Annotated in this window: 27 protein-coding genes; 2 read left to right on the top strand and 25 right to left on the bottom strand. The window is 36.7% G+C overall.

Annotated elements, in window-relative coordinates:
- Positions 1-233: 233 nt before the first annotated feature.
- The 4 genes from smpB to secG all read right to left on the bottom strand — a co-directional run bounded on the left by smpB (position 234) and on the right by secG (position 4,230).
- Complete coding sequence (gene smpB / locus ACEN4N_RS02625; protein WP_407093608.1) at positions 234-692, bottom strand: SsrA-binding protein SmpB; 459 nt, start codon at positions 690-692, stop codon at positions 234-236.
- Between the two features lie 25 nt (positions 693-717).
- The gene (gene rnr / locus ACEN4N_RS02620) at positions 718-3,066 is read right to left on the bottom strand and encodes a ribonuclease R (RefSeq protein WP_407093607.1); all 2,349 of its coding nucleotides are present in this window, start codon (positions 3,064-3,066) and stop codon (positions 718-720) included.
- Positions 3,067-3,100: 34 nt separating this feature from the next.
- Positions 3,101-3,850, bottom strand: coding sequence for an alpha/beta hydrolase (locus ACEN4N_RS02615; RefSeq protein ID WP_407089222.1), 750 nt, complete (start codon positions 3,848-3,850; stop codon positions 3,101-3,103).
- 149 nt (positions 3,851-3,999) lie between these two features.
- Entirely contained in the window at positions 4,000-4,230 is a 231-nt protein-coding gene (gene secG, locus ACEN4N_RS02610) for a preprotein translocase subunit SecG (RefSeq protein ID WP_407089223.1), read from the bottom strand.
- 214 nt (positions 4,231-4,444) lie between these two features.
- Between secG and ACEN4N_RS02605 the strand changes: the two genes are divergently transcribed.
- Positions 4,445-4,735 (top strand): helix-turn-helix transcriptional regulator, encoded by a 291-nt coding sequence (locus ACEN4N_RS02605; RefSeq protein ID WP_197104493.1) that lies wholly within the window; start codon positions 4,445-4,447, stop codon positions 4,733-4,735.
- A gap of 29 nt (positions 4,736-4,764) precedes the next feature.
- Complete coding sequence (locus tag ACEN4N_RS02600) at positions 4,765-5,379, top strand: NUDIX hydrolase (protein ID WP_407089224.1); 615 nt, start codon at positions 4,765-4,767, stop codon at positions 5,377-5,379.
- A 37-nt stretch (positions 5,380-5,416) separates the two neighbouring features.
- Here ACEN4N_RS02600 and ACEN4N_RS02595 read toward each other — a convergent pair whose 3' ends face one another.
- From ACEN4N_RS02595 to ACEN4N_RS02495, 21 genes are all read right to left on the bottom strand, one after another.
- Positions 5,417-6,202 carry a PHP domain-containing protein gene (locus ACEN4N_RS02595; protein WP_407089225.1) on the bottom strand — a complete coding sequence of 262 codons (786 nt, stop codon included), beginning with the start codon at positions 6,200-6,202 and terminating at the stop codon, positions 5,417-5,419.
- A gap of 160 nt (positions 6,203-6,362) precedes the next feature.
- Positions 6,363-8,183 (bottom strand): LPXTG cell wall anchor domain-containing protein, encoded by a 1,821-nt coding sequence (locus ACEN4N_RS02590; protein WP_407093606.1) that lies wholly within the window; start codon positions 8,181-8,183, stop codon positions 6,363-6,365.
- 186 nt (positions 8,184-8,369) lie between these two features.
- Positions 8,370-9,671 carry a phosphopyruvate hydratase gene (gene eno, locus ACEN4N_RS02585; protein WP_407093605.1) on the bottom strand — a complete coding sequence of 434 codons (1,302 nt, stop codon included), beginning with the start codon at positions 9,669-9,671 and terminating at the stop codon, positions 8,370-8,372.
- A gap of 105 nt (positions 9,672-9,776) precedes the next feature.
- Positions 9,777-11,306: a 2,3-bisphosphoglycerate-independent phosphoglycerate mutase gene (gene gpmI, locus ACEN4N_RS02580; RefSeq protein WP_407093604.1), complete on the bottom strand. Its 1,530-nt coding sequence runs from the start codon at positions 11,304-11,306 to the stop codon at positions 9,777-9,779.
- Complete coding sequence (gene tpiA, locus ACEN4N_RS02575) at positions 11,306-12,064, bottom strand: triose-phosphate isomerase (RefSeq protein ID WP_138405476.1); 759 nt, start codon at positions 12,062-12,064, stop codon at positions 11,306-11,308. The genes gpmI and tpiA overlap by 1 nt, the downstream gene beginning before the upstream one ends.
- Before the next feature lie 33 nt (positions 12,065-12,097).
- Complete coding sequence (locus ACEN4N_RS02570; protein ID WP_209494335.1) at positions 12,098-13,288, bottom strand: phosphoglycerate kinase; 1,191 nt, start codon at positions 13,286-13,288, stop codon at positions 12,098-12,100.
- A 103-nt stretch (positions 13,289-13,391) separates the two neighbouring features.
- Positions 13,392-14,396, bottom strand: a complete 1,005-nt coding sequence (gap, locus tag ACEN4N_RS02565) for a type I glyceraldehyde-3-phosphate dehydrogenase (RefSeq protein WP_138405478.1) — start codon at positions 14,394-14,396, stop codon at positions 13,392-13,394.
- Between the two features lie 28 nt (positions 14,397-14,424).
- Positions 14,425-15,471, bottom strand: coding sequence for a sugar-binding transcriptional regulator (locus tag ACEN4N_RS02560; RefSeq protein ID WP_407089229.1), 1,047 nt, complete (start codon positions 15,469-15,471; stop codon positions 14,425-14,427).
- A 319-nt stretch (positions 15,472-15,790) separates the two neighbouring features.
- Positions 15,791-16,390: an ATP-dependent Clp endopeptidase proteolytic subunit ClpP gene (clpP, locus tag ACEN4N_RS02555; protein WP_138405480.1), complete on the bottom strand. Its 600-nt coding sequence runs from the start codon at positions 16,388-16,390 to the stop codon at positions 15,791-15,793.
- Between the two features lie 196 nt (positions 16,391-16,586).
- Entirely contained in the window at positions 16,587-18,479 is a 1,893-nt protein-coding gene (locus ACEN4N_RS02550; RefSeq protein ID WP_407093603.1) for a metallophosphoesterase, read from the bottom strand.
- Positions 18,480-18,678: 199 nt separating this feature from the next.
- Entirely contained in the window at positions 18,679-18,861 is a 183-nt protein-coding gene (gene rpmF / locus ACEN4N_RS02545; RefSeq protein WP_138404853.1) for a 50S ribosomal protein L32, read from the bottom strand.
- A 29-nt stretch (positions 18,862-18,890) separates the two neighbouring features.
- Complete coding sequence (locus ACEN4N_RS02540; protein ID WP_407089231.1) at positions 18,891-19,442, bottom strand: YceD family protein; 552 nt, start codon at positions 19,440-19,442, stop codon at positions 18,891-18,893.
- 91 nt (positions 19,443-19,533) lie between these two features.
- Positions 19,534-20,706, bottom strand: coding sequence for a nucleotidyltransferase family protein (locus ACEN4N_RS02535; RefSeq protein WP_407089233.1), 1,173 nt, complete (start codon positions 20,704-20,706; stop codon positions 19,534-19,536).
- Between the two features lie 20 nt (positions 20,707-20,726).
- The gene (locus ACEN4N_RS02530) at positions 20,727-21,476 is read right to left on the bottom strand and encodes a class I SAM-dependent DNA methyltransferase (protein WP_407093602.1); all 750 of its coding nucleotides are present in this window, start codon (positions 21,474-21,476) and stop codon (positions 20,727-20,729) included.
- Entirely contained in the window at positions 21,476-21,805 is a 330-nt protein-coding gene (gene rsfS, locus ACEN4N_RS02525; protein ID WP_407093609.1) for a ribosome silencing factor, read from the bottom strand. The genes ACEN4N_RS02530 and rsfS overlap by 1 nt, the downstream gene beginning before the upstream one ends.
- 32 nt (positions 21,806-21,837) lie before the next feature.
- Complete coding sequence (gene yqeK, locus ACEN4N_RS02520; RefSeq protein ID WP_407089235.1) at positions 21,838-22,446, bottom strand: bis(5'-nucleosyl)-tetraphosphatase (symmetrical) YqeK; 609 nt, start codon at positions 22,444-22,446, stop codon at positions 21,838-21,840.
- 17 nt (positions 22,447-22,463) lie between these two features.
- Positions 22,464-23,147: a nicotinate-nucleotide adenylyltransferase gene (locus tag ACEN4N_RS02515; protein WP_407089236.1), complete on the bottom strand. Its 684-nt coding sequence runs from the start codon at positions 23,145-23,147 to the stop codon at positions 22,464-22,466.
- A gap of 13 nt (positions 23,148-23,160) precedes the next feature.
- Entirely contained in the window at positions 23,161-23,478 is a 318-nt protein-coding gene (yhbY, locus tag ACEN4N_RS02510; RefSeq protein ID WP_407089237.1) for a ribosome assembly RNA-binding protein YhbY, read from the bottom strand.
- A gap of 15 nt (positions 23,479-23,493) precedes the next feature.
- Complete coding sequence (gene yqeH / locus ACEN4N_RS02505) at positions 23,494-24,615, bottom strand: ribosome biogenesis GTPase YqeH (RefSeq protein ID WP_407089238.1); 1,122 nt, start codon at positions 24,613-24,615, stop codon at positions 23,494-23,496.
- The gene (locus ACEN4N_RS02500) at positions 24,608-25,132 is read right to left on the bottom strand and encodes a YqeG family HAD IIIA-type phosphatase (RefSeq protein WP_407089239.1); all 525 of its coding nucleotides are present in this window, start codon (positions 25,130-25,132) and stop codon (positions 24,608-24,610) included. The genes yqeH and ACEN4N_RS02500 overlap by 8 nt, the downstream gene beginning before the upstream one ends.
- Positions 25,133-25,346: 214 nt before the next feature.
- Complete coding sequence (locus ACEN4N_RS02495; protein ID WP_138404844.1) at positions 25,347-25,577, bottom strand: YkuJ family protein; 231 nt, start codon at positions 25,575-25,577, stop codon at positions 25,347-25,349.
- Positions 25,578-25,643 lie beyond the last annotated feature (66 nt).

Raw genomic sequence — 25,643 nt, 5'->3', positions numbered from 1 at the left:
TTACACCGCACCCCCTTGTGCATTTCCTCCATGATGTCATCTTGAAGTTGAACATGTTTATCTTTAATATTTAGTAAGTCTGCGATATAATTCATATGAGCCAAGTGAATTCTCCTTTTAGTAATGTGTGGTAACTTTATTATATAGGAATTCACTGGCTTTTTGTGTACATACAAAAAAAGGTGTCAGTGAGATTTCTCTCACCAACACCAAAAATTCAAGAACCTTTTTTATTATCTTACCTTTAAAGCACGGTCGATATCACGCTTCATTTGTTGTTCTTTTAATGAATGACGCTTGTCATATCGATTTTTTCCTTCAGCTAATCCGATAAGAACTTTTGCTCTCCCTCTAACAATATATACTTTTAAAGGTATAATTGTTAGTCGATTTTGTTTGACTTCACGTTCTAATTTTTCTATTTCTTTTTTGTGAAGTAATAACTTCCGATTTCGTAACGGATCATGGTTAAATATATTCCCTTGTTCATAAGGGCTTATATGAACGTTTTTAAGGAAAGCTTCGCCTTGACGGATTGAAACGAACCCATCTTTCAAGTTAATCTTCCCTTGTCGGATCGATTTAATTTCAGTTCCTTGTAATACTAGTCCCGCTTCGACGGTTTCGAGTATCGTAAAGTCATGCCGTGCTTTTCTATTCTGTGCTAATGGTTTGTCTTGCTGTTTCGCCATAGTCATCCCTCATTTACATCAAAGGCTACTTTTTCCGTTTTCTAATTTGGAATTTCTTGCCTTTTTTATTATTCCCTTTAGACGATTGTTTCGCAACTTGTTTAAAGGATTGTCTGTTCTTACTTTGTCTTTTAGGTTTACGACTTTTCTTCTCACTACGATTCTTATTCTCACTGATGACATGTTCTAAATCTTTGTTATCCGTTGGATACGATTCAATGAGTTTGAAATCGATCTCTCGGTCTTCAACACTTACGCGTTCAACCTCAATTAAGACTCTTTGACCAATTCGGTACACGTTGTTTGTGTTTTCACCAATAAGAATTAAATGTTGTTGATCATAACGGTAGTAATCATCTTTCAATTCTTGCAATGAAATTAAACCTTCAACTGTATTATCTAATTGAATAAACATTCCAAATGACGTCACTGAACTTACAGTTCCCTCAAATTGTTCTCCAACTTTATCTAACATGTACTCTGCTTTCTTCAGTGCATCCGTTTCACGTTCGGCCTCTACTGCGCGACGCTCCATCTTAGAAGAATGTTCTGCAATGTCTGGTAATTTTTCAGAAATCTTTCTCTTTTGCTCTGAAGTTGGTGTTGCTTCTAAATATTTATGAATTAAACGGTGAACCATTAAGTCTGGATAACGTCGAATCGGTGAAGTAAAGTGCGTATAATCTTTGGCAGCTAAACCGTAATGACCGAATGGTTCATCCGTATAACGTGCTTGTTGCATACTTCTTAACATCATCATCGATACCACTTCTTCATAAGGTGTATCAGATAATTCATCCAAAGCTTCTTGTAATTGTTTTGGTTTAATTGATTCAGCGCGACCTCTTAAGACCACACCAAACGCAGTTATAAATTCCGCAAAGCGTTGCATACGTTCTTCATCTGGTTGCTCATGGACACGGTAAATCATCGGCCAGTCTTTCTCCGTATATGTTCTTGCGATTGTCTCATTCGCTGCTAACATAAAGGACTCAATTAGTCTTTCTCCGACCCCTCTTTGGCGGTGAACGATATCTATAGGTTTCCCATCTTCATCAACGATAATTTGCGCTTCAGATGTTTCAAAGCTTAACGCTCCACGCTTTTGACGCATACCTTCCAGAATAAAGTGTAATTCGCTCATCTGATCCAGCATCTCAGATATCTCATGGTATTCTCTTCTTAAATCTTCATCACCAGCTAGAATACCATTCACATCCGTATAAGTCATTCGATATGAAGAATTAATCACACTCAGGAAGATATCTTGATCAACGACGCGACCATTTGAGTCTATGGTCATCTCACAAGATACAGTTAAGCGATCTTCATTCGGTAATAGCGAACAAATCCCATTCGATAATCTTTGTGGAAGCATCGGAACCACTCTATCTGTTAAGTAGACAGATGTCCCTCTGGCTAGTGCTTCCGAATCAATCGGTGAATTCTCAGTCACATAGTGAGAAACATCCGCAATATGCACCGCTAAACGGTAGTTCCCATTATCTAGTCTTTTTAATGATATTGCATCATCTAAGTCTTTTGCGTCTGCCCCATCGATCGTAAGAATTAATTCATCTCTTAAGTCACGACGCCCTTCAATATCCTTTGGATTGATATCTTGTTCAATCGCTTGTGCTTCCTCTAAGACTTGTTCTGGGAATTCTGATGGAATATTGAATTGATATAAGATAGCGAGAATATCGACACCTGGCGCATCTTTATGACCAATTTCTTTCGCAACTAAACCAGTTAAATTGTTTGGCTCCTCCATCGTTGGGTAATCTTTAATCTTAACAATTACAATCGAATGATTCACTGGTTTCAAGCCATCTGGTAATACTTCTACTTTCAATTCATCGCTGAATTTTCCTTGTGGAATGACAAAGCCTAAAAAGCCAGTTGAGTCGCGCATTTCTTTATCATAGGCAACAAATTCACCAACGATTTGAGTTGATGCTCTTTCAACAATGTTATCTACACGAGCTTCTGACCCTTTACCTGTTGATGGATTGACATGTTTAATAATTGTTGCTTCAACTGTATCGCCGTCCATGGCATTTCCAACTTTTCCAGGTGGTACAAATAAATCCGGTTGCTCTGGATCATAATCAATAAAGCCAAATCCACGATCATTTCCACGGAAAGTTCCGACAGCCGTTTCTTTTTTAGTGCTTTTCGCTTTAAAGCGACCCGTTTCTGTTACTTCTAATTCATTAATTCGCTCTAAAAATGCTAGAGCTTTGACTAATTTTTTGAAATTTTTACTTCCCTGATAATTAAAATGTTGGGCGATTTCATTTGTTTGATAATTCCTATCGGGATTCTGTTGTAAGAATTCTAAAATTCGTTGTTCTAATTTTGATAAACTCATAGTGCCCTCCTTCTGTACAATATTTATTGTACGACTATTTAAATCTTGTTATAAAGTCGAAAAGTGCTGCTTCAAAATCTTTACGATTTCGATTCACCGTAATCACGTGCGTGTTTTCTGGGAACCAATTGAAGTCCACTTTCGCGTTTACTAACACACTTTGTAATTTTTCTGCATCGTCTTCATTGATCATCTCATCCTTACCTGATTGTGCGATAAAAAATGGTTGTTCGATATTTTCAAGTTGACCTTGGAATTCGCTCTTGAAAGCTTCAAGTTGCTTCATTTGGTCTCTATGCTTAGTGAGGATGCCGTCGATCTCTTGATTGTAATTATCTTCAGATGAAAAGCGTTTAAATATCGCTTTAACATAAGAAATAAAATGCACTTCAACATCAATTGGTTTCTCAGTGTATACTGGTGAGTTAAATACTCCCCCACCTTGAATTTCAAGATTTGACTGAGACATTAACCATGTCGCAAATATACCGCCCAATGACAAGCCAAAGACAAGTATTCTGTCATACTCACCTTGCATGGCTTCAACCGCATCCAAGGCTTGTTGCTTCCATGTATTAATATCTGCATTCAAAATATCATTCATATCTTTTGTGGCATGCCCTTCAAATTTTGGACATAATACGCCGTAACCGCTGCGATTTAGCTCTCTCGCTAATAGATTCACATCATTTGGTGAGCCGGTATAGGCGTGGAATAAAATGATTCCAATCTCTTTATTCTCACCTTCATAATACTTTGCATCTTTTATTTCGTTTAATTTCAAGTATGAACCCTCCCAAAAACTTTATAAACAAAGTTTACATGATATTGATCAATAGTTAAACTAATAAGATTAAAAAAAGAACAAGCCCATATAGCAATCCATCAAGCACGAATTACTTTGAACATTGTTCTGATTAATTAATATATAACTTATTTATTTGATAAATAAGCCAATGTAATTGTTAAGACAAAGAATAAAATTCCTAAAATAGTTGTTGCACGAATTAAGAAAACTTCAAATCCTCTTGCACGTGTCTTCGGTTGTCCGTCATCGCCCCCACCGAGCATACTTGCTGCATTACTCTTAGATGGTTGCATAACAACAAAAATAATCATTAAAATTGCTACAATAATCAAAGCTGTAAGTAAAACTTGATACAAAGGTCTTACCTCCTCTATAAAATATCCATTACTCATAATATCATTTATTATATATATTATCAATTAATGTTCCTGCTAATAATCATTATACTGTAAATCCTAATTAACAATCAACCGCAATCTGACGAAATTATCATCACCCATGCGACTTTCTTTGACACAGCAAATTCAAACATGATAAATTATGAGTATTGATAAAGAATGGAGTAATCAAATGCAAAATGAAGAGAACATACTAGCGGTCAGTCGCTACTTTAAAATACTAAGTGATTATAATCGCTTATCAATTCTTTACTTACTCAAAGAACAGAAACGTTCAGTCTCTCAGATTGTTGAAGCCTTGCATTTAGAGCAATCAGCGGTATCACACCAATTAAAGATATTAAGAGACTCACGCTTAGTCAAAGCGGAACGACAAGGTAAATCAATGATTTATGAATTAGATGATGATCATGTCTTCACTATCCTTCATCAAATTGTTGATCACGTCCAAGAAAACGAATAAGTCTAGCTAATTGAAAGGAAATGATTCATGTGTCAAAGCAATGGTTAGAATGGGCAAAAGAATTGCAAGCCCTTGCCCAAACCGGTCTTCACTACACAAAAGATGTCTATGATAAAGAACGATTCCAGAGAATCCGCGAGATGAGTTGGCAAATGCTCGCAACCTTAAACGATAGCGACATGAATGAGATCAAAGCATTATTCCACATTGAAGACGGCTACCAAACACCCAAAGTCGATACACGAGCGGTTGTTTGGAAAGAGGATAAGATCCTTTTAGTCCAAGAGAATGACGGTCGTTGGGCCCTTCCTGGTGGTTGGATGGACATTACAGAAACCGTCTCATCTAATGCCGAAAAAGAATTGTTCGAAGAAGCTGGTGTGGTTGGAAAAGCAGACCGAATTATTGCCATCCATGACCATCACCGCCATAACGCTGTGAATCAAATTTTTACTATTATTAAAATTTTCGTAGAATGTCACTATATTAACGGTGAATTCAAACTAAACAGTGAAACAATCGGCATGGACTTTTTCGATATGGACCATTTACCAACGTTAAATGACGGCAAAACAACTTATGAACAAATAGAACTATGCTGGCGTGCACATAAAGATGAGTCATTTAAAATTGAATTCGATTAAAAAAAGCCTTCTTGCCTCAGCAAGAAGGTTTTATTTATTATTGGGGTATATCAACGTAATGTGGGACACCTTTTTGGAATACAACTAATTGATTCACATCATGATTTCTCAATTTGTTAAAAGCTTCTTCAAACCCTAACTGATAATCTCCGGCCACATGCGCATCAGAACTTACTGTGAACATGTCTCCCCCAGCACTTTTATATAAATCAATCGCATAGTCATAAAGATGGTCGTTGTCATAACGATACATACTTCGAGTATTTAATTCTAATGCTTGTTCATTTGACACCATGGTTTCAAAGATTTGAAGAAGTAAGTCCTCACTATCATGTAAATCTTCAACCTTCACTGCATCGTAGCCTCTCAGCCCAAAATCAAAATGCGCTAAAACATTCGCATATGGAGCGTTTCTAACGGCTTCCAGCATCAAACCGAAGTATTCCTCTAGATGTGTCTTCAAGTCCTTTACATCGTGGTTTAAGGTCATAAAACCATGTCTTCCGTTATGATGGATACTGAGTAACTTAATATCATAGTCTTTTCCTTCTAAAAACTGTTCAATCTTATCTCGATCGGCATAAGTAAACCCAATCTCAATCCCTCGAAGAAGACGATTATCATATTCTTCGTTCAACTCAGCAATCTTCTTCGAATAACCTTCGTAATCTGGAATCACATCATCGTGCGATTGATCTGGACTATAGAAATCAATGTGCTCTGTCGTTACAACAGGCAATTCGCCTTGAGATAAATAATTCTCAAATTGTTCTTTTGAATCGGGAGAAAAATATGTGTGTAAGTGTTGATCGTAATATTGCATAATAGCTCCTTTTCATCTGAATATACTATAATACGGTTTAAACAAATCCTCCTTAATTATATCGAAAATACGCAACACTTCAAAATTCTTGCACTGTATTTGAGAGCTAAAAATAGCAAAATAAAAAAGCCGCTAGCCTTAACTAGCGACTTGAGATTCGTTAAGCTTCTTTATTATTCACAAAGTAATCTCTCAATAAGAGGGCAGCTCCAACTAGTCCTACAATAGCAATCATAATATATGTGCTATAACTTGTTCTAGTTTCACCTGTATTCGGTAATGTTGGTGCTGTATTTTCCTCATCTTCATCAGGAACTTGAGTCGATGTTGTACGCACTCCGTATTCCTGAACTAAGACTTGACTTAATGCTTCTAAATTCTCTTCACCGTTCTGTAACCAAACGGTATACTCTTCCCATAATAATTCTTGGTCAGATACACGTTCATTCAATGAAGCTTCTTCTAGATTATAACGGTTGATTAATTCTCCACGAATGTAAGCAATCGTATCTTCGAATACTTCAGGATAATCACGTAATGCCCAGTTATAAGCAGTACTTGGGTCTCCACCTTCTTCATTAATTTGCTCTGTATATGAAATCCAAGTTGTTGCCGGAATCGCTTCGAATTGGTCTGGTGTAATTGGTGTTGACTCAATCATCACCGTTCTAATTCTTTCAAGTTCAGTTTCTCCAGGTGTCTCTTCGTCATCTTGAATAACATCATGTTCCTCAATTAGACGTTGTGCTAATGTTTCAAAGTCTTCGGTGTTACCTGCTTCCACCCATACCGAATATTCTAACCACAGTAAGTCAATATCTGATACTGAGTTTAAAGACTCCTCATTTAAATTATAATCTGAAACTAATGTTCCACGAATATAAGCAATGGTATCTTCAAACACTTCTGGATAATCTTCGACAGCCCAATTATAAACGGTACTTGGGTCTCCACCACCTTCATTCACTCGATCTGAATACTCTAACCAGCTAGTTGCTGGAATGGCTTCAAATTGGTCATCTGTTAAAGGTGTTGCATCAATCATCGATTGTTTGATCGCTTCTAGACGTTCATCGCCAGGCGATTCTTCGTCATCATCTTGAGTAACATCATGCTCGTCAATTAGACGTTGTGCTAATGTTTCAAAGTCTTCAGTGTTACCTGCATCAACCCATACTGAATATTCTAACCATAGTAAGTCAATATCCGATACTGAGTTTAAAGATTCCTCATTTAAGTTATAGTCTGAAACTAAAGTTCCACAAATATAATTCAAAGTTTCCTCAAACACTTCTGGATAATCTTCGACAGCATTATTATAAACTGTACTTGGGTCTCCACCACCTTCATTGACTTCATCAGCATAACCTAACCAATCTTGAGCAGGAATCGCATCAAACTGTTCATCTGTTAAAGGTGTAGAAGCTAACATCGTTTCTTTCAATGCTTCTACTCGTTCATTATCATCTTGGCCGTATTCTACTCCGAAGTCTTCCACTAAAGCATCAGCCAGCGCTGGTAAATCTTCTTGACCGTCTGCAGCCACCCAAATTTGGTATTCTAACCATAATAAATCTCGATCACTTACAGTATTTAAGCTTTCTTCATCAAGATTATAGTTTTCAACCATTGCTATACGGAAATTTGTCGCTTCTGGTTCAAATACTTCTGGATAATCTTCGATGGCCCAGTCATAAACTGCACTTGGGTCTCCTCCTTGATTATTACCTTGTTCAACATAAGCCAACCACGCATCTTCAGAGATTTGCGCAAATTGATTTTCTGTTATAGGAGTTGCATCTATCATTGATTGTTTAATTGCTTCGATATCACTTGCATTTGTTTCACTTGAAGCTTGCGCTTCTACAAGTGCTAAGTTACTTGCTAAACCGTCATTTGGTGCCAAAGGAGCAACATTTGCCAGTGCAGCAAGGGACAGAATTGCGAGAAGTTTTTTATTGAATTTTGTATTGATTTTCATTTTTTATATCCTCCTTAAAAGTAGATATACATTTTCTTACTTCTCTACTATCTCTAGTATGCATGACAAGTATGACTATTTTATGAAGGATTACTTAAAATTGTAAGTGTTTTCGACATAGAAATTATGAACCACAAAAAAAGAGCAACTAGCTTAGCTAGTCGCCCTTTTCTACCTTGCAAATAATTATTTGTTATCTAAGTTGTAGAATACGTCTTTTCCGTCGTATGCTGCAACGTCAGCTAACATATCTTCGATACGTAATAATTGGTTGTATTTAGCAACACGGTCAGTACGTGATAATGAACCAGTCTTAATTTGACCAGCGTTTGTTGCAACAGCAATGTCAGAGATAGTTGTATCTTCTGTCTCTCCTGAACGGTGAGAAATTACTGCTGTATAACCAGCTTTTTTAGCCATTTCAATCGCGTCAAATGTTTCAGTTAAAGTACCGATTTGGTTAACTTTGATTAAGATTGAGTTACCAACGTTTTCTTTGATACCGCGAGCAAGAACTTCAGTATTTGTAACGAATAAATCGTCACCAACTAATTGAACTTTACTTCCTAAACGTTCAGTAAGTAATTTCCATCCGTCCCAGTCGTTTTCGTCCATACCATCTTCGATAGAGATGATTGGGTATTTATTAACTAATTCTTCTAAGTAGTCAACTTGTTCTTTAGCAGAACGTTTTGCTCCGTTTTCACCTTCGAATTTAGCATAGTTGTATACGCCATCTTCGTAGAATTCTGAAGAAGCAATGTCAAATCCTAAGAATACATCTTTACCTGGTTCTAAACCAGCTTTTTTGATTGCTGCTAAGATTGTTTCAACACCATCTTCTGTACCTTCGAAACGAGGCGCGAATCCACCTTCGTCACCAACAGAAGTTTCTAATCCACGTTCGCTTAATAATGATTTAAGTGCGTGGAAGATTTCAGCACCCCAACGTAGAGCTTCTTTGAAAGTTTCTGCTCCAGATGGAATAATCATGAATTCTTGGAAAGCGATTGGTGCATCTGAGTGAGATCCACCGTTAATGATGTTCATCATTGGTGTTGGTAATAATTTAGTGTTAAATCCACCTAAATATTGGTATAAAGGAATATTTAAGAAATCTGCAGCTGCACGTGCAACAGCAATAGATACACCTAAGATAGCGTTAGCTCCTAATTTACCTTTGTTCGGAGTACCATCTAACTCGATCATTAATTTATCAATGGCTTGTTGTTCTAATACATCATAGCCTAATAATGCTTCAGCGATTACGTTATTCACGTTATCAACAGCTTTAAGGACACCTTTACCTAAATAACGGTCTTTGTCTCCATCACGTAACTCAACAGCTTCGTGTTCACCAGTTGACGCACCTGAAGGTACGATTCCGCGACCAAAAGCTCCGCTTTCTGTATAAACTTCTACCTCAACTGTAGGGTTCCCACGTGAGTCTAAAACTTCTCTTGCATAAATATCTGTAATAAATGGCATATTTTATTCTCTCCTTTAATTTGTTAGGCATGAATTGACTCCATACCTTACTCTTCTATTCTATAAATTATTCACTCAAAAAGCAAAGCATATCGGATGTTTTGCTTATTTAATTAAACTTGTTCCTGTCATGTCTTCAGGTTTCTCAACACCAACTAAGTCTAGTAATGTTGGAGCAAGGTCAGCTAAGCGACCTCCGTCTCTTAATTCAACATCTTCTTTAGTCACAATCACTGGAACTGGGTTTGTTGTATGAGCTGTCATTGGATTTCCTTCGATATCAATCACTTCATCGGAGTTACCATGGTCAGCTGTAATAATCGCAGCTCCACCTTTTTCTAGTATTAAATCAACCACAGCACCAAGACACTCGTCTACTGCTTCAATTGCTTTCACAGTTGGTTCTAACATACCACTGTGTCCAACCATATCAGGGTTTGCAAAGTTTAAGATAATCGCATCGATCGTTTCTTCGTTGATTTTTTGCACTAAGGCATCTTTCACTTCATAAGCTGACATTTCAGGTTGTAAGTCATAAGTTGCTACTTTTGGTGAAGGGATTAAGATACGTTCTTCACCTGCATACTCTTTATGTCGTCCCCCACTCATAAAGAATGTAACGTGTGGGTATTTTTCAGTCTCAGCAATTCTTAGTTGTGTCTTATCGGCATCTGCTAATACTTCCCCAACTGTATTGACTAAGTCTTCTTTCTTGAATGCAACTTCTGCTATAACTGTATCACTGTAAGGTGAGAAAGTTGTCATGTAGTTGTCTGTTGGAGTCTCTCCACGTTCAAAATCGTTAAAGCCTGGATTTGATAAAGCTGTAGCTAATTGAATCGCACGATCAGGTCTAAAGTTGAAGAATACGATTGAGTCACCATCGTTTACTGTACCGACTGGTTTGTCGTTTTCATCTTTAATTGTAAATGGAACAACAAACTCATCAACAATATCTTCTTCGTAAGAACGCTCTACGCCTTCTTTAGCTGAAGAAGCTGTTCTACCTTCACCATGAACGATTGCATCATAAGCTAACTGAACACGTTCCCAACGATTGTCACGGTCCATTGCATAGTAACGACCTGAAATTGTTGCGAATTTACCTACGCCAATTTCTTCGAATGCTTTCTCAGAATCATCAATATATTTCACAGCGGTTCTCGGTCCAACATCACGCCCATCAAGGAAACCATGAACATATACTTCTTCTAATCCATACTTTTTAGCTAATTTAACTAAAGCAATTAAATGTTTGTAATGTGAGTGGACACCACCGTCAGATAATAGCCCCATTAAATGTAAAGCTGTTCCTTTTCTTTTTGCTTCTTCAACAGCTTTAACTAATTCAGGCACTTCGTAAAATGATTCGTCTTCAATCGCTAAATTAATACGAGTTAAAGATTGGTATACTATACGACCTGCACCGATGTTTAAATGACCAACTTCAGAGTGCCCCATTTGGCCATCAGGTAAACCGACGTCTCGTCCTGATGCTTTTAATTGGTTATGTGGAAACTGGTTCCAATAACGATCAAAGTTAGGTTTTTTCGCTGCTTTTACCGCATTACCACTGACTTCATCGCGAATTGCGAATCCGTCTAAGATAATTAAGGCATATGGGATTTTACTCATTATTTTACTGCCTCCAATAATTCGATGAATGAATCAGCTTCTAGACTTGCTCCTCCAACTAATGCACCGTCAATATGTTCTTGTGCCATATATTCAGCAATATTATTTGGTTTTACAGATCCACCGTATTGAATACGTACTTTTTCAGCTGTTTCTTCTGATGTAACTTCTGCAATAGCTTTACGAACTACGCCACAAGTTTCATTTGCTAATTCAGCAGATGATGATTTACCTGTTCCGATTGCCCAGATTGGTTCGTAAGCAACAACTGATGAAGCGATTTGTTCTTCAGTTAAACCTTCTAATGCTGCTTTTACTTGTCCAGATACAAAGTCAGCTGTTTCTCCAGCTTCACGTTGCTCTAAAGTTTCTCCACAGCAAATGATTGGTAACATACCGTTACGTAAGATTGCTTTTGCTTTTTTGTTGATGTCTTCGTCAGTTTCTCCAAAGTATTCTCTACGTTCGGAGTGTCCGATAATTACATATTCAACACCTAAATCAGCCAATGCTTTAGGACTTGTTTCCCCAGTGAATGCACCTTCATCTTCGAAGTAGCTGTTTTGTGCAGCTGTTCTTAATTCAGTACCTTCACTTAAACGTTTAATTGTTTCTAAAAATAGTGCTGGTGCACCTACGACAGAATCTACAGCATCCGCTGAAGGGATTTTCCCTTTAACTGCTTCAACAAAATCTGCAGCTTCTTGAGCTGTTTTGTTCATTTTCCAGTTACCAGCAATAATTGGTTTACGTGACATATATATACTCTCCTTAATTTAAAGTCTCAGTAATTATTTCTCGTCGATTGAAGTAACACCTGGTAATTCAGTACCTTCTAGATAGTTTAATGAAGCTCCTCCACCTGTTGAGATGTGTGAGAATTTATCTTCATAACCTAATTGTGCGACCGCAGTTGCTGAATCTCCCCCACCAACAATTGTCGTCGCGTTTTCTAGATCAGCAATGGCTTCACAAACACCAATGGTTCCTTTTGCGAATGATTCCATCTCGAATACACCCATTGGGCCATTCCATACAACTGTTTTAGCATCTTTTAATACATCTTCGAATACTTTAACAGATTCTGGTCCACAGTCTAATCCTTGCCAGTCAGCAGGGATATCATCTACAGAAACAACGTCTGTATTTGCGTCATTTGAAAAATCATCTGCAATGACTACATCTACTGGTAAAACAATTTTGTCTCCAGCAGTTTCTAGTAATTCTTTAGCTAAAGGAATACGGTCTTCCTCTAATAATGATTCTCCAACTTCTTTACCTTGTGCTTTCAAGAATGTGTAAGCCATTCCTCCACCGATAATTACTTTATCAGCTTTGTTTAATAATGATTCGATAACTTTAATCTTATCAGATACTTTCGCACCACCTAAGATAGCTACAAATGGACGTTCAGGATTATCAACTGCGTCTCCTAAGAATTTTAATTCTTTTTCAACTAAGAATCCTACAGCAGAGTCTAAGTTTGATGCAATTCCAACGTTTGATGCGTGAGCACGGTGAGTTGTTCCGAATGCATCGTTTACGAATAAGTCACCTAATGAAGCCCAGTATTTACCTAATTCTGGATCATTCTTAGATTCTTTCTTACCTTCTAAATCTTCGTAGCGAGTGTTTTGAACTAATAAAACGCCACCCTCAGATAGGTTAGCTACTGCTTCTTCTAATTCTTCTCCACGTGTTTTGTCTGAGAAAAGAACTTCTTTATCTAATAACTCGCTTAAACGTTTTGCAACTGGTTCTAAACTGTTGTTAGCTTTATCTTCTTCAGTTTTAATACGTCCTAAGTGAGAGAACAATACTACTTTCGCATTGTTTTCTATTAAATAATTGATTGTTGGTAAAGCCGCTTCGATACGGTTATCGTTGGTGATTTTTCCATCAGCCATAGGTACGTTGAAGTCAACGCGGACTAAGACTGTCTTACCATTTACTTGAATATCATTTAATGTTTTCTTTGCCATTATATATCCTCCTATATAAAGTCCTTAAAAAAATAATAGCGGGGAAGCTTAAGCCTCCCCGCTATTTTGGATAGACGCTTAGGTATAAACGCTATGCAATTAATTATAATTTAGCGAAGTATTCTAAAGTACGAACCATGTTTCCTACGAAGCCAGCTTCGTTGTCATACCAAGCAACAGTTTTAACTAATTGAGATCCATCAGCTGCTTCTTGGATTTCAGTTAATGTAGAATCAAAGATTGATCCTGCATGTGTTGAAATAATATCTGAAGAAACAATTGCATCTTCATTGTATGCAAATGAATCGTTTGAAGCTTTTTTCATAGCTGCGTTGATTTCATCAACAGTAGTGTTTTTCTCTAATAATGAATAGAAGATTGTGTGTGAACCAGTGATTGTTGGAACACGTAATGCTGATCCATCTAATAATCCATTAACTTCTGGGATTACTTTACCGATTGCTTTTGCAGCACCAGTAGATGATGGGATAATGTTTTGTGCTGCTGCACGTCCATCACGGAAGCTTCCGCTTGGTGAATCTTGTAATACTTGTGATGAAGTGTAAGCATGAACTGTAACCATGTTACCAGCTTTAATTCCATATTCATTATGTAATACATTAACTACTGGAGCTAATGAGTTAGTTGTACATGATGCTGCTGAAATAATAACGTCATCAGAAGATAAGATATCTTCGTTAACACCGAATACAATTGTTTTAGTATCTGCATCTTTAGCTGGTGCAGAGATAACTACACGTTTAGCACCTGCATTGATATGTGCTTGTGATTTTTCAGCTGAAGTGTAGAATCCAGTACTTTCGATGACGATATCTACTCCAAGGTCTCCCCATGGTAAGTTATTAGCATCTTTTTCAGCAAATACTTTAATTTCTTTACCGTCAACTACTAAACTTTCACCTTGTAATTCAACATCGTGATCAAAACGTCCGTGAGCTGTATCATATTTTAATAAGTAAGCTAAGTTATCATTATCAGTTAAATCGTTAACTGCAACAACCTCTAAATCTGCGTTTGTTTCTAAAATACGACGGAATACTAAACGTCCGATACGTCCAAAACCATTAATACCAACTTTTACTGCCATTAAAAAATTCCTCCTTAAGGATTTTATTTCAAAGGGTCTCCCCATTTAAAACCATATTTGCTAAACCTTCATCACAGATTAACCATCCATGACTCGGGGCTTTTTGAAAGAACGCTTCTAAAGCTTTCGCCTTAGAAGATCCTCCCACGATTGTAAGTAACAAAGGTATATTAGATAAATCTTTAAATTTCAACCCTATCCTAGGATAACGTAAAACCGTTTCTCCATAAGAATCGAAAAATATACCAAATGCTTCTCCAACGGCGTGTCCATTCTCGATAATTTCTTGTTGTTCGTCTGTAATCTCTCTACGTTCCGCCATTACATTAGCAGTTCCTATACTTAATAACAAGCAATTTGCACTCTTACTCATATCAATGACTTCTTTAATCATTGGATCTTTGAGCAATATCTCCGAAGTTTCTTTACCTAAATTCTCAGGTATAAACAACGGAATATACTTAGAGTCTGTTTGCTGCGCCATTAAGCTCCCCACGCTATTTGATTGGATATTAATCGAACTTCCCAATCCTCCACGTGAAGGAACGAATGTAATACTTCTTCCATCTGATAATTCTGGTGTGAATGATTCTGCTACTTTAGATAAAGTAGATCCACCTGTAACTGCAACCACATTATCACCTTCAGGTAAGTGTTTGTCCAAAATTAAATGAACGACTTGACCTAAGAACTGATAAACTGATGCATCTTTATCTGCATCACCTGGTACAATCCGACAATGTTCAATATTAAGCTTTCTCTTTACAGCCTCTTCCACTTCGTAAAACTTATGTTGTTGTTGATTAAGCAAATGCTCATCAATCATCACAATAAGGTCTCTCCCTTGTTGTGTTAGTTTTACGCCACTACGGTTTACGGATACGAGTGATTGACTTTTCAGCATCTCTAATATCGTTCTTACCGTTCTTTCAGTGAAATTAGTCTGTTGTGAAATAAACTTACGACCAATTCGTTTGTTTACATCATCCAAAACACGTAATACTGCGAGCCTCTCAGCTAACAAATCACTCACTTCAGGAACAATTGACTGAATAATTGTGAATATATCGGCCATTAATTCCCTCCTAGATGGTCAAAAGGCGACCATTACATACAGAGCTACAACTCACTCAGAAAATCTAAATGAGTCTCACACCATGTCATTATCATACCATGACTTGAGTCTCCTTGCAACTGAAAAGCTCTTTATCCTGGCTAAAAAACAACCTAACGGGTCACAATATGTCCAACGAGGTCAGTTATTATTAATTTATTAGGAATAAAACCAAACAAATACGCCCGTACAATGCTATTATCGCACGAAATACCTAAGTATTGCGAGTAATATCCATTGAACGGACGTATAAATTATAGTTTATTTATTTTTATCATTTTTATTTTTTATTTAATGCTTTGCTACTTTCCATGATTCCGTCAATTAAGCCGTATTCAAGTGCTTCTTCAGCTGTTTTGAAATTATCACGATCAGTATCTTGCTCAATGACTTCAATTGGTTGACCTGTTTTGTCACTTAAGATTTTATTTAAACGCTCACGAGTTTTAAGTATATGACGAGCAGCAATTTCAATCTCTGTTGCTTGTCCTTGTGCGCCACCTAATGGTTGGTGAATCATTACCTCAGCATTTGGTAAAGCCCAGCGTTTACCTTTCTCTCCGGCTGCTAATAAAACTGAAGCCATTGATGCTGCCATACCGATAACAATTGTTTGTACATCTGCATTAATAAAGTTCATTGTATCGTACATAGCCATCCCAGCTGTTACACTCCCACCTGGTGAGTTAATATATAGGAAGATATCTTTTTCTGGATCTTGTGCGTCCAAGAATAAAAGTTGAGCAATCACTGAGTTTGCTACGTTATCATCGATTTGACCACTTAACATAATAATTCTGTCTTTTAGTAAACGTGAATAAATATCATAAGCACGTTCTCCACGTGATGTTTGTTCTATTACTGTAGGTACTAAATTCATAGTATTCCTCCTTCGCGAATTTAAAGCTGTTAAACAACTTTCTAACCAAGTATAACTCATAGGTCAATAAAGGTCAAGAATATTACTCGGTAAGATTTTTTGCATTATTTACCCCTTATATCGACGTACTAATATACAAAAATAAAGAAGCCGAGTTTTTACACTCAGCTTCTGATTAGTTCTTTATCAATCTTGATTATTCTGCAGACTCTTCAGATTCTTCTGAACTTTCTTCAGATGTTTCTTCTTCAGTTGAAGATTCTTCTGAGCTTTCTTCAGATGACTCTTCTGAACTTTCTTCTGAGCTCTCTTCAGATGTTTCTTCTGAAGCTGCTTCTTCAGTACCTTCTTCTGTAGTTTCTCCACCTTTAGTAATTCCGAATGAGTGAACGATTGATACTGTACGTTCTTCACCTTCGTGTAAGTTACCTTCGATTTGGTAGATATCTACTCTTAATTCATCTCCACTTACAGTATATGCAGCGAAGTTTTGAACTGCTGAATCACGGTTGTTTGAATGACTTGTATCGAATGCTTCTGATTCTTGTGGTTGTCCACCGAATGCGAATAAGTTGTTATAGTAATCAACGTCTTCTTGAGTCATCCAATCTAAGTTAGGTCGAACAGTGTGTACGTGTTCTACACCTTTAGAATAAATATCGTCATACTCTTTAGTACCACCAGTGTTTGGTAATACGAAGATTGTTCCTTGAGGATTTACGTAATACTCTACATCACCTTCTGTAGTCGTTTCAGCTTCATCCACAACACCGTTAGAGAAGTTCTCATCAGTTGGAACATAGTTTAATGGTTTAGTACGTGAAATTACGTGGTCATGACCTTGTAAAGCTAAATCAACATCTAACTCGTCAATTAATTCCATGAATTCTTCACGAACTAATTGAACATCTGTATCTTGTAATGAGTGATATGATTTAGAGAATAATGGTTTGTGGTAAGATAATACAACCCACTCAGCACCATTAGCACGTGCTTCTTCAACGTCATTTCTGATCCAATCAATTTGTTCTTGTCCTAAAGCTTTTCCTTCTGGATTATCTTCAGATTCTTTGTTGTCGTTAGTGTTTGCTACAACAAAGTGAACACCGTTATAATCGAATGAGTAGTATGATCCACCATCGACAGCATCGTTTTCAGCTGGAACGTTAATATGCTCATTAAATTTAGTTGTTAATTGAGGATCTCCATATGATAAGGCATACTCATCGTGGTTACCTGCTGCAACAGCGAATGGTACTTGTAAGATAGACTCTTTAGATTGCTCTAAGATGTCAACCCACTCATCTTCAACTTCAGCAACTTCAACCACGTCACCTGTATGTAATACGAAATCTGCTTCAGTTTCTTCTAATGCTGTAGCAACAGTGTCAGCACCAAATGCTGCTTCGTTATATACATGCTCATTCCAGTATGCGTTTTGAGTATCTGTATATTGTACGAATGTAAATTCTTCTCCTGCTTCACCAGCAGTTGTGAAAGTACCTACTTCACTTGTTTCTCCTGCTTCACTACCTACTTGATAGTAGTAAGTTGTGTTTGGCTCTAAGCCTTCTGCATTTGCTTTATATGAATATTCAGTCACTTCTACTAAATCCATCGATCCAACAGCTGAACCTGAAGTCCATTCTGGACCTGAAACATTCTCGTCAGTATAGTATCCGTTAACTTGTGGTTCGCCGTTATCGTCAGTGACTACTTCGCCTTCTTCATCATATTCGATGTCAGCAAAGATAAAGTAACCATTCTCATCACGTTCACCATAAGTGTTTACTACTTCTTCTGCAGTCGCTTCAAATTCTAAGGCGTCACTTAAATCTTCATTAGTAGAAACCCAAACTTTAGCATCTTCAGCTAATTCAGTTGTGTACCAGTTGAATCCCATTTGCGTACTAGGATCACCATTAAACGTAGTAATAAGACGGTTTGGCGTATTATTAGGTGCTACCTCCGCTACAGTTGGCTTTTCTTCACTTCGTTCAATATCTTGTGCTAATGTCGCTACTGGTGAGAGTAATTGAGCAGCAAGTAATGATCCAGTGATCAATTTCTTAAGACTTAAATTTTTCATTCTTTGAAATCCTCCTCATATTTTTATAAGCTATCCACAGTGCTTATAAATATAGTTTAACAAGCCATTGTAAATACAATGTAAATTCTATGTAAATGTTACGTAAACTTTACAAAGTTTCATAAATACAGTGTTTTTATACTATTCTGAATTTAAAGCAAAAAAAATAGAGCTAATCAAAAAGATTAGCTCAACAAAATTATTCAGCTGTATTAGATACAACTTCTTTTCCATCGTAGTGTCCACATGATGAACATACACGGTGGCTTAATTTTAATTCTCCACAGTTAGCACAAGTATTCATTCCTGGTACTTGTAACTTGTAGTGTGTACGACGTGCTCTTTTCTTTGCTTTTGATGTTTTACGTTTAGGTACTGCCATTCTCTACACCTCCTAGTTGATGTTTGAGGTTATTCTTCCTCATCTTCGTTATCTAATAGCGTTTTTAAGGCTGCAAAGCGAGGATCAACCGTTTCGGCTTTCTCTTCCGCTAAGTTTTGCTCGTATTCTTCTTCGGTGACGACTGTCCAATCATTACCCGACGGTAAATCTCCGTCTTCTTCTCCTGGTTTCAATACTCTTGTAGGTATATTAATCGCGATGTTATCAGTCACTGCTGCATCTAAATCAATATAATCATACTGAAGTACAATCGTAGTCTCTTCATATTCCCCGACGTTTCCATCATATTCCTCATACACATAACGTTCGCTAATTGGAATGTTTAAGTGTAATGATACTGGTTCTAATGATCTCGATGACGGCACCGTCAGTCGAGTATCGATTTGACCATGAAGAATGATATCTTCATTAGAAGGTACGAAATATCCGTTTACAATCACTGATTCCACATCTAAGATTGAAGGGTTTCGCTCCATGAGCTGTTCTTTTATATCTAAAGATTCTTCAAAATTAATCATATCATCAGGATGATCTTTTAATTGGCGGATTGTCCATTTCATCTATTATCACCTCTAAAACGACAAGATTTATTATATTGAAGTTTACAATTCTTGTCAAGATTATTTTAATATTAACACGATTCCTTTTCAATTAATAGTGAATTGGGAATCTTCCAGTGTTTTGTTGCATTATTCTATGTTTTGGATTGAGTGAAAAGACTGTATCCGCACGTAAATTTAATTGATAATTTTGTGCGTTGTCTTGAGTCAAATTACTAAATAATTTTAATCCAGTTTGGTTTCGCTTCATCTTAAGTACTTTTCTTCCTACATCTGTGTAACCTAACACTCGAATAGTCAGCTCTTCATTATTTAAATCAATGCTTTCCTGCCATTCCTTATTTGTTATATTCAACAAAATCATCATTAGCTTTCTTTGGATGGATGCTTTCGTCCATCTTTTAGATGTGAGTGCATCAATTAAAGATTCAAAATTACTAGTTTCCAAAATTTGCTGATAAATATAATGTTCAACACCATAATCAATGCCTTGATATTGAGTTAAGCGTTCAGCACTTTGACTTTGTACTTGGTACTTTAGTAAATCATAATAATCAGCAAGTTGCACGTTTGGATGACTCACTAGTTTTTGAAACATCCGCTTAGGTACAGTATCCTCGGTGACTAATTGTTGACGATTCAATTCTCTTATTTGGCTGCCACTTAAGACTTCTTGCATATTTTCATTGTGTTTAATTCTAGAAATAGCTATAACATCCATCTTAGAATTTAATTGCTTCAATGCCTTAATGTATTGAATCCCTAATAAATGATTCGGTGAGTCTGTTAAAAGTTTCGCCTTTTCAGAAGAGTTATCTATAGCTTCTAAAGCAGATTGATAACTCGCTGCATAAGAATAGCCGTCGTTGAGATAAGTTTTAACACTTCTATCGATTGCTTCTTCGTTCTCAACTAACCAATCAACATAAGAATTCAAGGCTTCGTAGGTAGCAGATTCTGTTCCAAAAACAAGCTGATCTGAACCTAATAATTCTAGTGTCTTAACCGCCCAATACGCGAAGTAATCCGCTGCTTGTAAACTTGCTAAGAGTGGTAACTCTAAGACGAGGTCAGCACCGTATTCCAATGCAATCTCAGCTCTTTGCCATTTATCAATTACAGCAAATTCTCCGCGTTGAACAACATTTCCACTCATCAATACAACGAGCGCATCTGCCGAAGTTCTTTGCTTCATTTGTTCTAATTGATATTGGTGGCCAAGATGGAAAGGATTATATTCGGCAATGACTGAAACAAGCTTCATCTTATAACACTCCCCAACTCTTACTTACTACATCTAAAGAACCAACGGTCTGCCTCTTCATCTGTTCTCTTGTCATAATATTTACTTCCGTAATCAACAAACACTTCAATCTTATCCGGTTGAAAGCCTGCTTCAATTAAAGCATCCATATACTTCTCTAATGGGAAAGTTTGCTCTTGAAGTTCAACATCGACACGTTCAAACTGCGCCCCCTCAACTTGTCTATAGACAGTCAAGTAATGCTCAACGCTAAGTGATTCAGCATCACTGGCGCTTTCCCAAATTAAAGTTGCTGACTCGTCTTGATCAAAGTATTCAAATTCAGAAAAAGCATCCGTCATTTGATAAGGCGTCCAAACATCAAACAATAACGTTCCTTGATCAGACAAAGCTCGGTACATCCCTTTAAATGCCTCTTTAACGGCCTTGTAGTCGTTAAGAAAGCATAGTGAGTCCAAGTAACAAGTGACTAAGTCAAAGTCCTTTAAATCCTTTGATAAACGCGTCATATCTCCATACTTGAATTCAACATTCGGTAAATTGATCACTTCTTGACGAGCAATCGCTAACATATCTTCATCGATATCAATTCCCGTAACTGAATCAACGAAAGGTATCATCAATTGAGTAAACCAACCTGTTCCACAGGCGATATCTAACATTTTTTTAGGCTTTCGGTCTAAACTATTTAAAGTATAGTCAACCCAATATTCATACACAGATAGATCATTGAATCGATCATATACATCTGCTATTTGGCTGAAACTCATTATTCTGAGATCCAGTCGCTAACGTCAACTAATGGTGCATCTTGCCAGATTTTTTCTAAGTTGTAATTTGCACGTTCAGAATAGTTGAATACATGAATAATAATATCATTCATATCAATTAATACCCATTTACCACCGTTTTTACCTTCAACGTTTTTCAATTCGAAATTATTCTCATCAATCACGCTAGTAATTTCATTAACGATTGCTGATAATTGACGGTCATTTTTAGCATCCATCACGACAAAGTACTCTGCTAATGGTGTCAATTGTGCGACGTCTAAGACCATGATGTCATGTGCTAAACGATCATCTGCGGCGCGTACAATTACTTCTAATTTTTCTTTTGTGTTTATAATAATTAACCCTCCTGTTTTTTTGCCCAGTGGTTATAAATAACCACACTTTCAACATATACTTTCTTATTCGTTTCAACAAGATGTTTGATTGTTTCTCTCATCTTGTAAAAGACAACTGCATCCAAATCTGTTTCGGCTAATTTTCTAGCTTCAGCCACCCCATCAAAGTTACGACCCGGTTCAATATAATCTGCCACAAAGAGTAATTTGCTCAGTAAGCTCATTTCCTTAGCACCTATCGTGTGTTGTGCAATGGCATGAATGATTTCATCGTCTAACACACTATATTTCGCACGCGCTAATTCTGCCGCAGCTAGGCCGTGCCATACTGCTTCGTTCGCAACTCTTAAGGGCTCATACGGTGCATACATTGTCGCAAGTTGATACATCTTTTCGTCTGAATAATCTTTACAATGATCATGCATTAAAGCAGAGATACTCACTTTTTCTATATCTTTGTAATCATATTGTCCTGCTAATTCTAAGGCTGTTTCTTCAACACGAAGAACATGCTTAAATCTTTTTGGTTTGAGTTCTTCTTTAAGATTATTAAGTAGTTCTTCTCGTGTCACATTTATATAATCTTTAGTGTATAGGATTTCTGATACCAAACTCTTGCCTTCTTTCTTTAATCCATCTCATAAAGTCTGTGTTCTTGGATATAAGCTGACACTTTACTTGGAACCTGATAGCGGATTGATTGTTCTAAGTATACTCTGAGTCGTATCTCGGTTGAACTCAATTCAATCAAAGGTGAATCGACCCAAAGAATAGGATATTGACCTTGGTAAGGGAATTCACCCGGACGTCTGACTCCAACTAATTGAACTAATTGAACTAATTCATCAATTTGCTTCCAAGTTGACAAATCGTTCGCGCTATCCGAACCGATAATGAAATAAAAATCAGATTCTGGATAAGTCTCAACGAAATGTCTCATTGTATCGACAGTATAATTCACGCCACCACGATGAATTTCATAAGGTTGAACTTTGAATAGTGGATTGTTTTCAATTGCTAATTGAATCATTTGAACACGATGTTGTGAAGCAATTGTTGTCTTTCCAGGTGCATGAGGCGGTTTCGCTGTAGGCATAAACCAAACTTCATCTAATTCCAATTGGTTCCCAACTTGTTCTGCCATTAATAAATGACCGAGATGAGGTGGATTAAATGTTCCACCTAAAATACCAATCCGTTTACGCTCATCTCCCGATGAATCCGGAGTAAATTGGCTCAGAATAATCGGTTCGAGTGCTTCTTCAATTGACATAAACTCTTGCGCATTTAATGTGCCATTTGAAATACCCATTCTACACGTCCCCTTAGCTTAATCGATTTACTTGTTGACTGATTTCCTGATGTTTTTCTTTTGATGATGGACGGTATAATATCGCTGTACTTCCGATTGTTTGAATAATAACACCACCGATTTCATCCGCAATTTTGTTAGCAACGTCATCTAAATCTTCATCACTGTTTTGTAAGATGACAAATTTAATTAATTCACGCTTTTCAATTGCGTTGTCCACTTGCTCGATAAATACATCTGTTAATCCTAATTTCCCCATCTGGAAAAGAGGTTTTAAATTATGCGAGTATTTACGCAAAAATTTTGTTTGTGCTTTGTTTAATGTAATCATATTAATTCCCTTCGTTTAAATAATTGCTGTACGTTTAGATACGCTAATTTCTTTAGGTAGCCAAACTTTTATTTCTGCTTTTGCATTTACTGTTAACCAACCTAAACCTGTGATACTAATGTCTTGGGTTGGGTCGAGTGTGAATGTTTGTTCTTCCAGCTCTGGATACTCATCTACATAATCCTTGCTTGGTGGTGTTAACATCTCACCAACATGTTTCTGATACAACTCATCTGCATTCTCAGTTTTAGTCCGATGTAAGTACAGATCAGTTGAAACGTAAAAAGTCATCGCTGTCTTTTCAACTTCTGATTGAACGAGATCCACTCGCCCCACACCGGCTAAAAAGATTGTTTGTCCTTCGTTTAATTGGAAGGTTTTTGGTTTGATAGGTTTATTTGGTAACACTTTTTGGTTGTCAGAACGACTTAAATGATGTGCTAATTGAGTACGACGGATGATACCTGGTGTATCAATGATAGCATGTGCATCCGTTAATGGAATTTGAATTAAATCCAACGTTGTACCTGGATGGTTTGACGTTGTAATCACTTCTTTATCTCCACCGTAGTAACCAATCAATTGATTAATCAATGTTGATTTTCCAACGTTCGTCACCCCTACGATATAAACATTGCGATCGCTAATCACTTCTTCAATCTTCTCAGCTAAAGAATAAATCCCCGCGCGCTTTGTCCCGTAAGTTAATACGATATCTTCAGGATACAAACCATGACGGTTTACTGTTTGTCTTATCCAATCTTTTACTTTTGATTTACGCGTTACTTTAGGAAGTAAATCAAATTTGTTTGCTGCAATGATAAATGGTTGGTTCCCGATAAATCGATGTAAACCAGAGATTAAACTTCCTTCAACATCAAAGATATCTACGACTAATACAACAAAGGCATCATCATTAGCAATTTCACCCAATTTATTTAAGAATACATCATCATCAATATCTAAATCTTGTAATTGATTGTAATGTCTTAGTTTAAAACAACGTTGGCAGTAAAATTCACCTTTTTCAATTCCTTTATTTAACGCAGATTGTGGTAAGTAACCTATCTCATCTGGATTCTCTGTTTGAATGGTTGCCCCGCAACCGATACATTGAAATGTTTCTTGCTCACTCAAGCGTATTCCCCCAATCACCTGTTCGGTCTATGCCGACGATTTTAAATGCTAGCTTTTCTAACATACGATTAATTATTGTATATATATTGTCATTTGGTGCAATCGGTTTGACTAAGATACTCTTAAGATGATTACGATTCGCACCAATCACATCTGTCATAACTTGATCTCCAATAACAGCGACATTCTCCTTAGGTACTTGTAAATCCTCGATAGCAAGTACAAAATGCTTTCTGCGTGGTTTTAAAGCACTAGAAGTAAACCTTAACTCTAATGGTTCTGCTACTTTAAGTACTCGATCATAGTTGTTGTTTGATAAGAGATAAATACCAATCCCTGCGTCTTTAAATCTTGTTAACCATTCAGCCATCTCTTCAGTATGCTCCCACTGATTCCACGCAATAAGCGTATTATCTAAGTCGCATATGATTGCTTTAATATCATGTCTCAATAAATCATCTGGCTTAATTGCGTAAATTGAATTGATGGTCCAGGTTGGAGTCAATAATTTTTTCATATAGTCCCCTTTTAAATTCTTATATTGTCTTTGATATTATAACATATTATTCCAACATACTATAATAACATATTAAATCAGAGTACTGAACACTATTTGATCACATTGACAAATAAAACCTCTATCTAACAAAAAAATAATCCTAATAAATTATTACTTCATGTTATAAATCTATAACATTGAATAATTTATTGGGATTATTTGCTGAGTTTAATTAACCTAATAATTCGTAAATTTCAATTGCTACTAAATCGATATCGTCGAAACGGTAAGTTGTTCCTCGTTGACTATCTGATAATTCGAATGCTTTATCATCTGCATGATAAGTTACTTGGCATTTTTCAACACCATCTAATTCAAAACGGCGAACCTCTGGTTCACTATTATTAGCATTTACCATTGCTTCTAAGCGTTGGATAATACCTGTCAAAACTGAAGTTTTCATAGTTGATTCCTTTCGTTAACAGAATTGCTCAATATGTGAGCAGCAAAACTAAACTAGGTTAGTTTT

Origin of the sequence: Ruoffia sp. FAM 20857 (assembly GCF_045528645.1) — a bacterium.
GTDB classification, from domain to species: Bacteria; Bacillota; Bacilli; order Lactobacillales; family Aerococcaceae; genus Ruoffia; species Ruoffia halotolerans.
Note: the sequence above shows the minus strand (reverse complement) of the source record. Positions and strands in the feature narration are given on the sequence as shown.

What these genes read in the sequence shown, in the direction of transcription:
- smpB (WP_407093608.1), bottom strand. Translation starts at nt 692, where the DNA reads ATGGCGAAACAGCAAGACAAACCATTAGCACAGAATAGAAAAGCACGG.
- rnr (WP_407093607.1), bottom strand. Translation starts at nt 3,066, where the DNA reads ATGAGTTTATCAAAATTAGAACAACGAATTTTAGAATTCTTACAACAG.
- ACEN4N_RS02605 (WP_197104493.1), top strand. Translation starts at nt 4,445, where the DNA reads ATGCAAAATGAAGAGAACATACTAGCGGTCAGTCGCTACTTTAAAATA.
- ACEN4N_RS02595 (WP_407089225.1), bottom strand. Translation starts at nt 6,202, where the DNA reads ATGCAATATTACGATCAACACTTACACACATATTTTTCTCCCGATTCA.
- ACEN4N_RS02590 (WP_407093606.1), bottom strand. Translation starts at nt 8,183, where the DNA reads ATGAAAATCAATACAAAATTCAATAAAAAACTTCTCGCAATTCTGTCC.
- eno (WP_407093605.1), bottom strand. Translation starts at nt 9,671, where the DNA reads ATGCCATTTATTACAGATATTTATGCAAGAGAAGTTTTAGACTCACGT.
- gpmI (WP_407093604.1), bottom strand. Translation starts at nt 11,306, where the DNA reads ATGAGTAAAATCCCATATGCCTTAATTATCTTAGACGGATTCGCAATT.
- tpiA (WP_138405476.1), bottom strand. Translation starts at nt 12,064, where the DNA reads ATGTCACGTAAACCAATTATTGCTGGTAACTGGAAAATGAACAAAACA.
- ACEN4N_RS02570 (WP_209494335.1), bottom strand. Translation starts at nt 13,288, where the DNA reads ATGGCAAAGAAAACATTAAATGATATTCAAGTAAATGGTAAGACAGTC.
- gap (WP_138405478.1), bottom strand. Translation starts at nt 14,396, where the DNA reads ATGGCAGTAAAAGTTGGTATTAATGGTTTTGGACGTATCGGACGTTTA.
- ACEN4N_RS02560 (WP_407089229.1), bottom strand. Translation starts at nt 15,471, where the DNA reads ATGGCCGATATATTCACAATTATTCAGTCAATTGTTCCTGAAGTGAGT.
- clpP (WP_138405480.1), bottom strand. Translation starts at nt 16,390, where the DNA reads ATGAATTTAGTACCTACAGTAATAGAACAAACATCACGTGGAGAACGT.
- ACEN4N_RS02550 (WP_407093603.1), bottom strand. Translation starts at nt 18,479, where the DNA reads ATGAAAAATTTAAGTCTTAAGAAATTGATCACTGGATCATTACTTGCT.
- rpmF (WP_138404853.1), bottom strand. Translation starts at nt 18,861, where the DNA reads ATGGCAGTACCTAAACGTAAAACATCAAAAGCAAAGAAAAGAGCACGT.
- ACEN4N_RS02540 (WP_407089231.1), bottom strand. Translation starts at nt 19,442, where the DNA reads ATGAAATGGACAATCCGCCAATTAAAAGATCATCCTGATGATATGATT.
- ACEN4N_RS02535 (WP_407089233.1), bottom strand. Translation starts at nt 20,706, where the DNA reads ATGAAGCTTGTTTCAGTCATTGCCGAATATAATCCTTTCCATCTTGGC.
- ACEN4N_RS02530 (WP_407093602.1), bottom strand. Translation starts at nt 21,476, where the DNA reads ATGAGTTTCAGCCAAATAGCAGATGTATATGATCGATTCAATGATCTA.
- ACEN4N_RS02515 (WP_407089236.1), bottom strand. Translation starts at nt 23,147, where the DNA reads ATGGGTATTTCAAATGGCACATTAAATGCGCAAGAGTTTATGTCAATT.
- yhbY (WP_407089237.1), bottom strand. Translation starts at nt 23,478, where the DNA reads ATGATTACATTAAACAAAGCACAAACAAAATTTTTGCGTAAATACTCG.
- ACEN4N_RS02500 (WP_407089239.1), bottom strand. Translation starts at nt 25,132, where the DNA reads ATGAAAAAATTATTGACTCCAACCTGGACCATCAATTCAATTTACGCA.
- ACEN4N_RS02495 (WP_138404844.1), bottom strand. Translation starts at nt 25,577, where the DNA reads ATGAAAACTTCAGTTTTGACAGGTATTATCCAACGCTTAGAAGCAATG.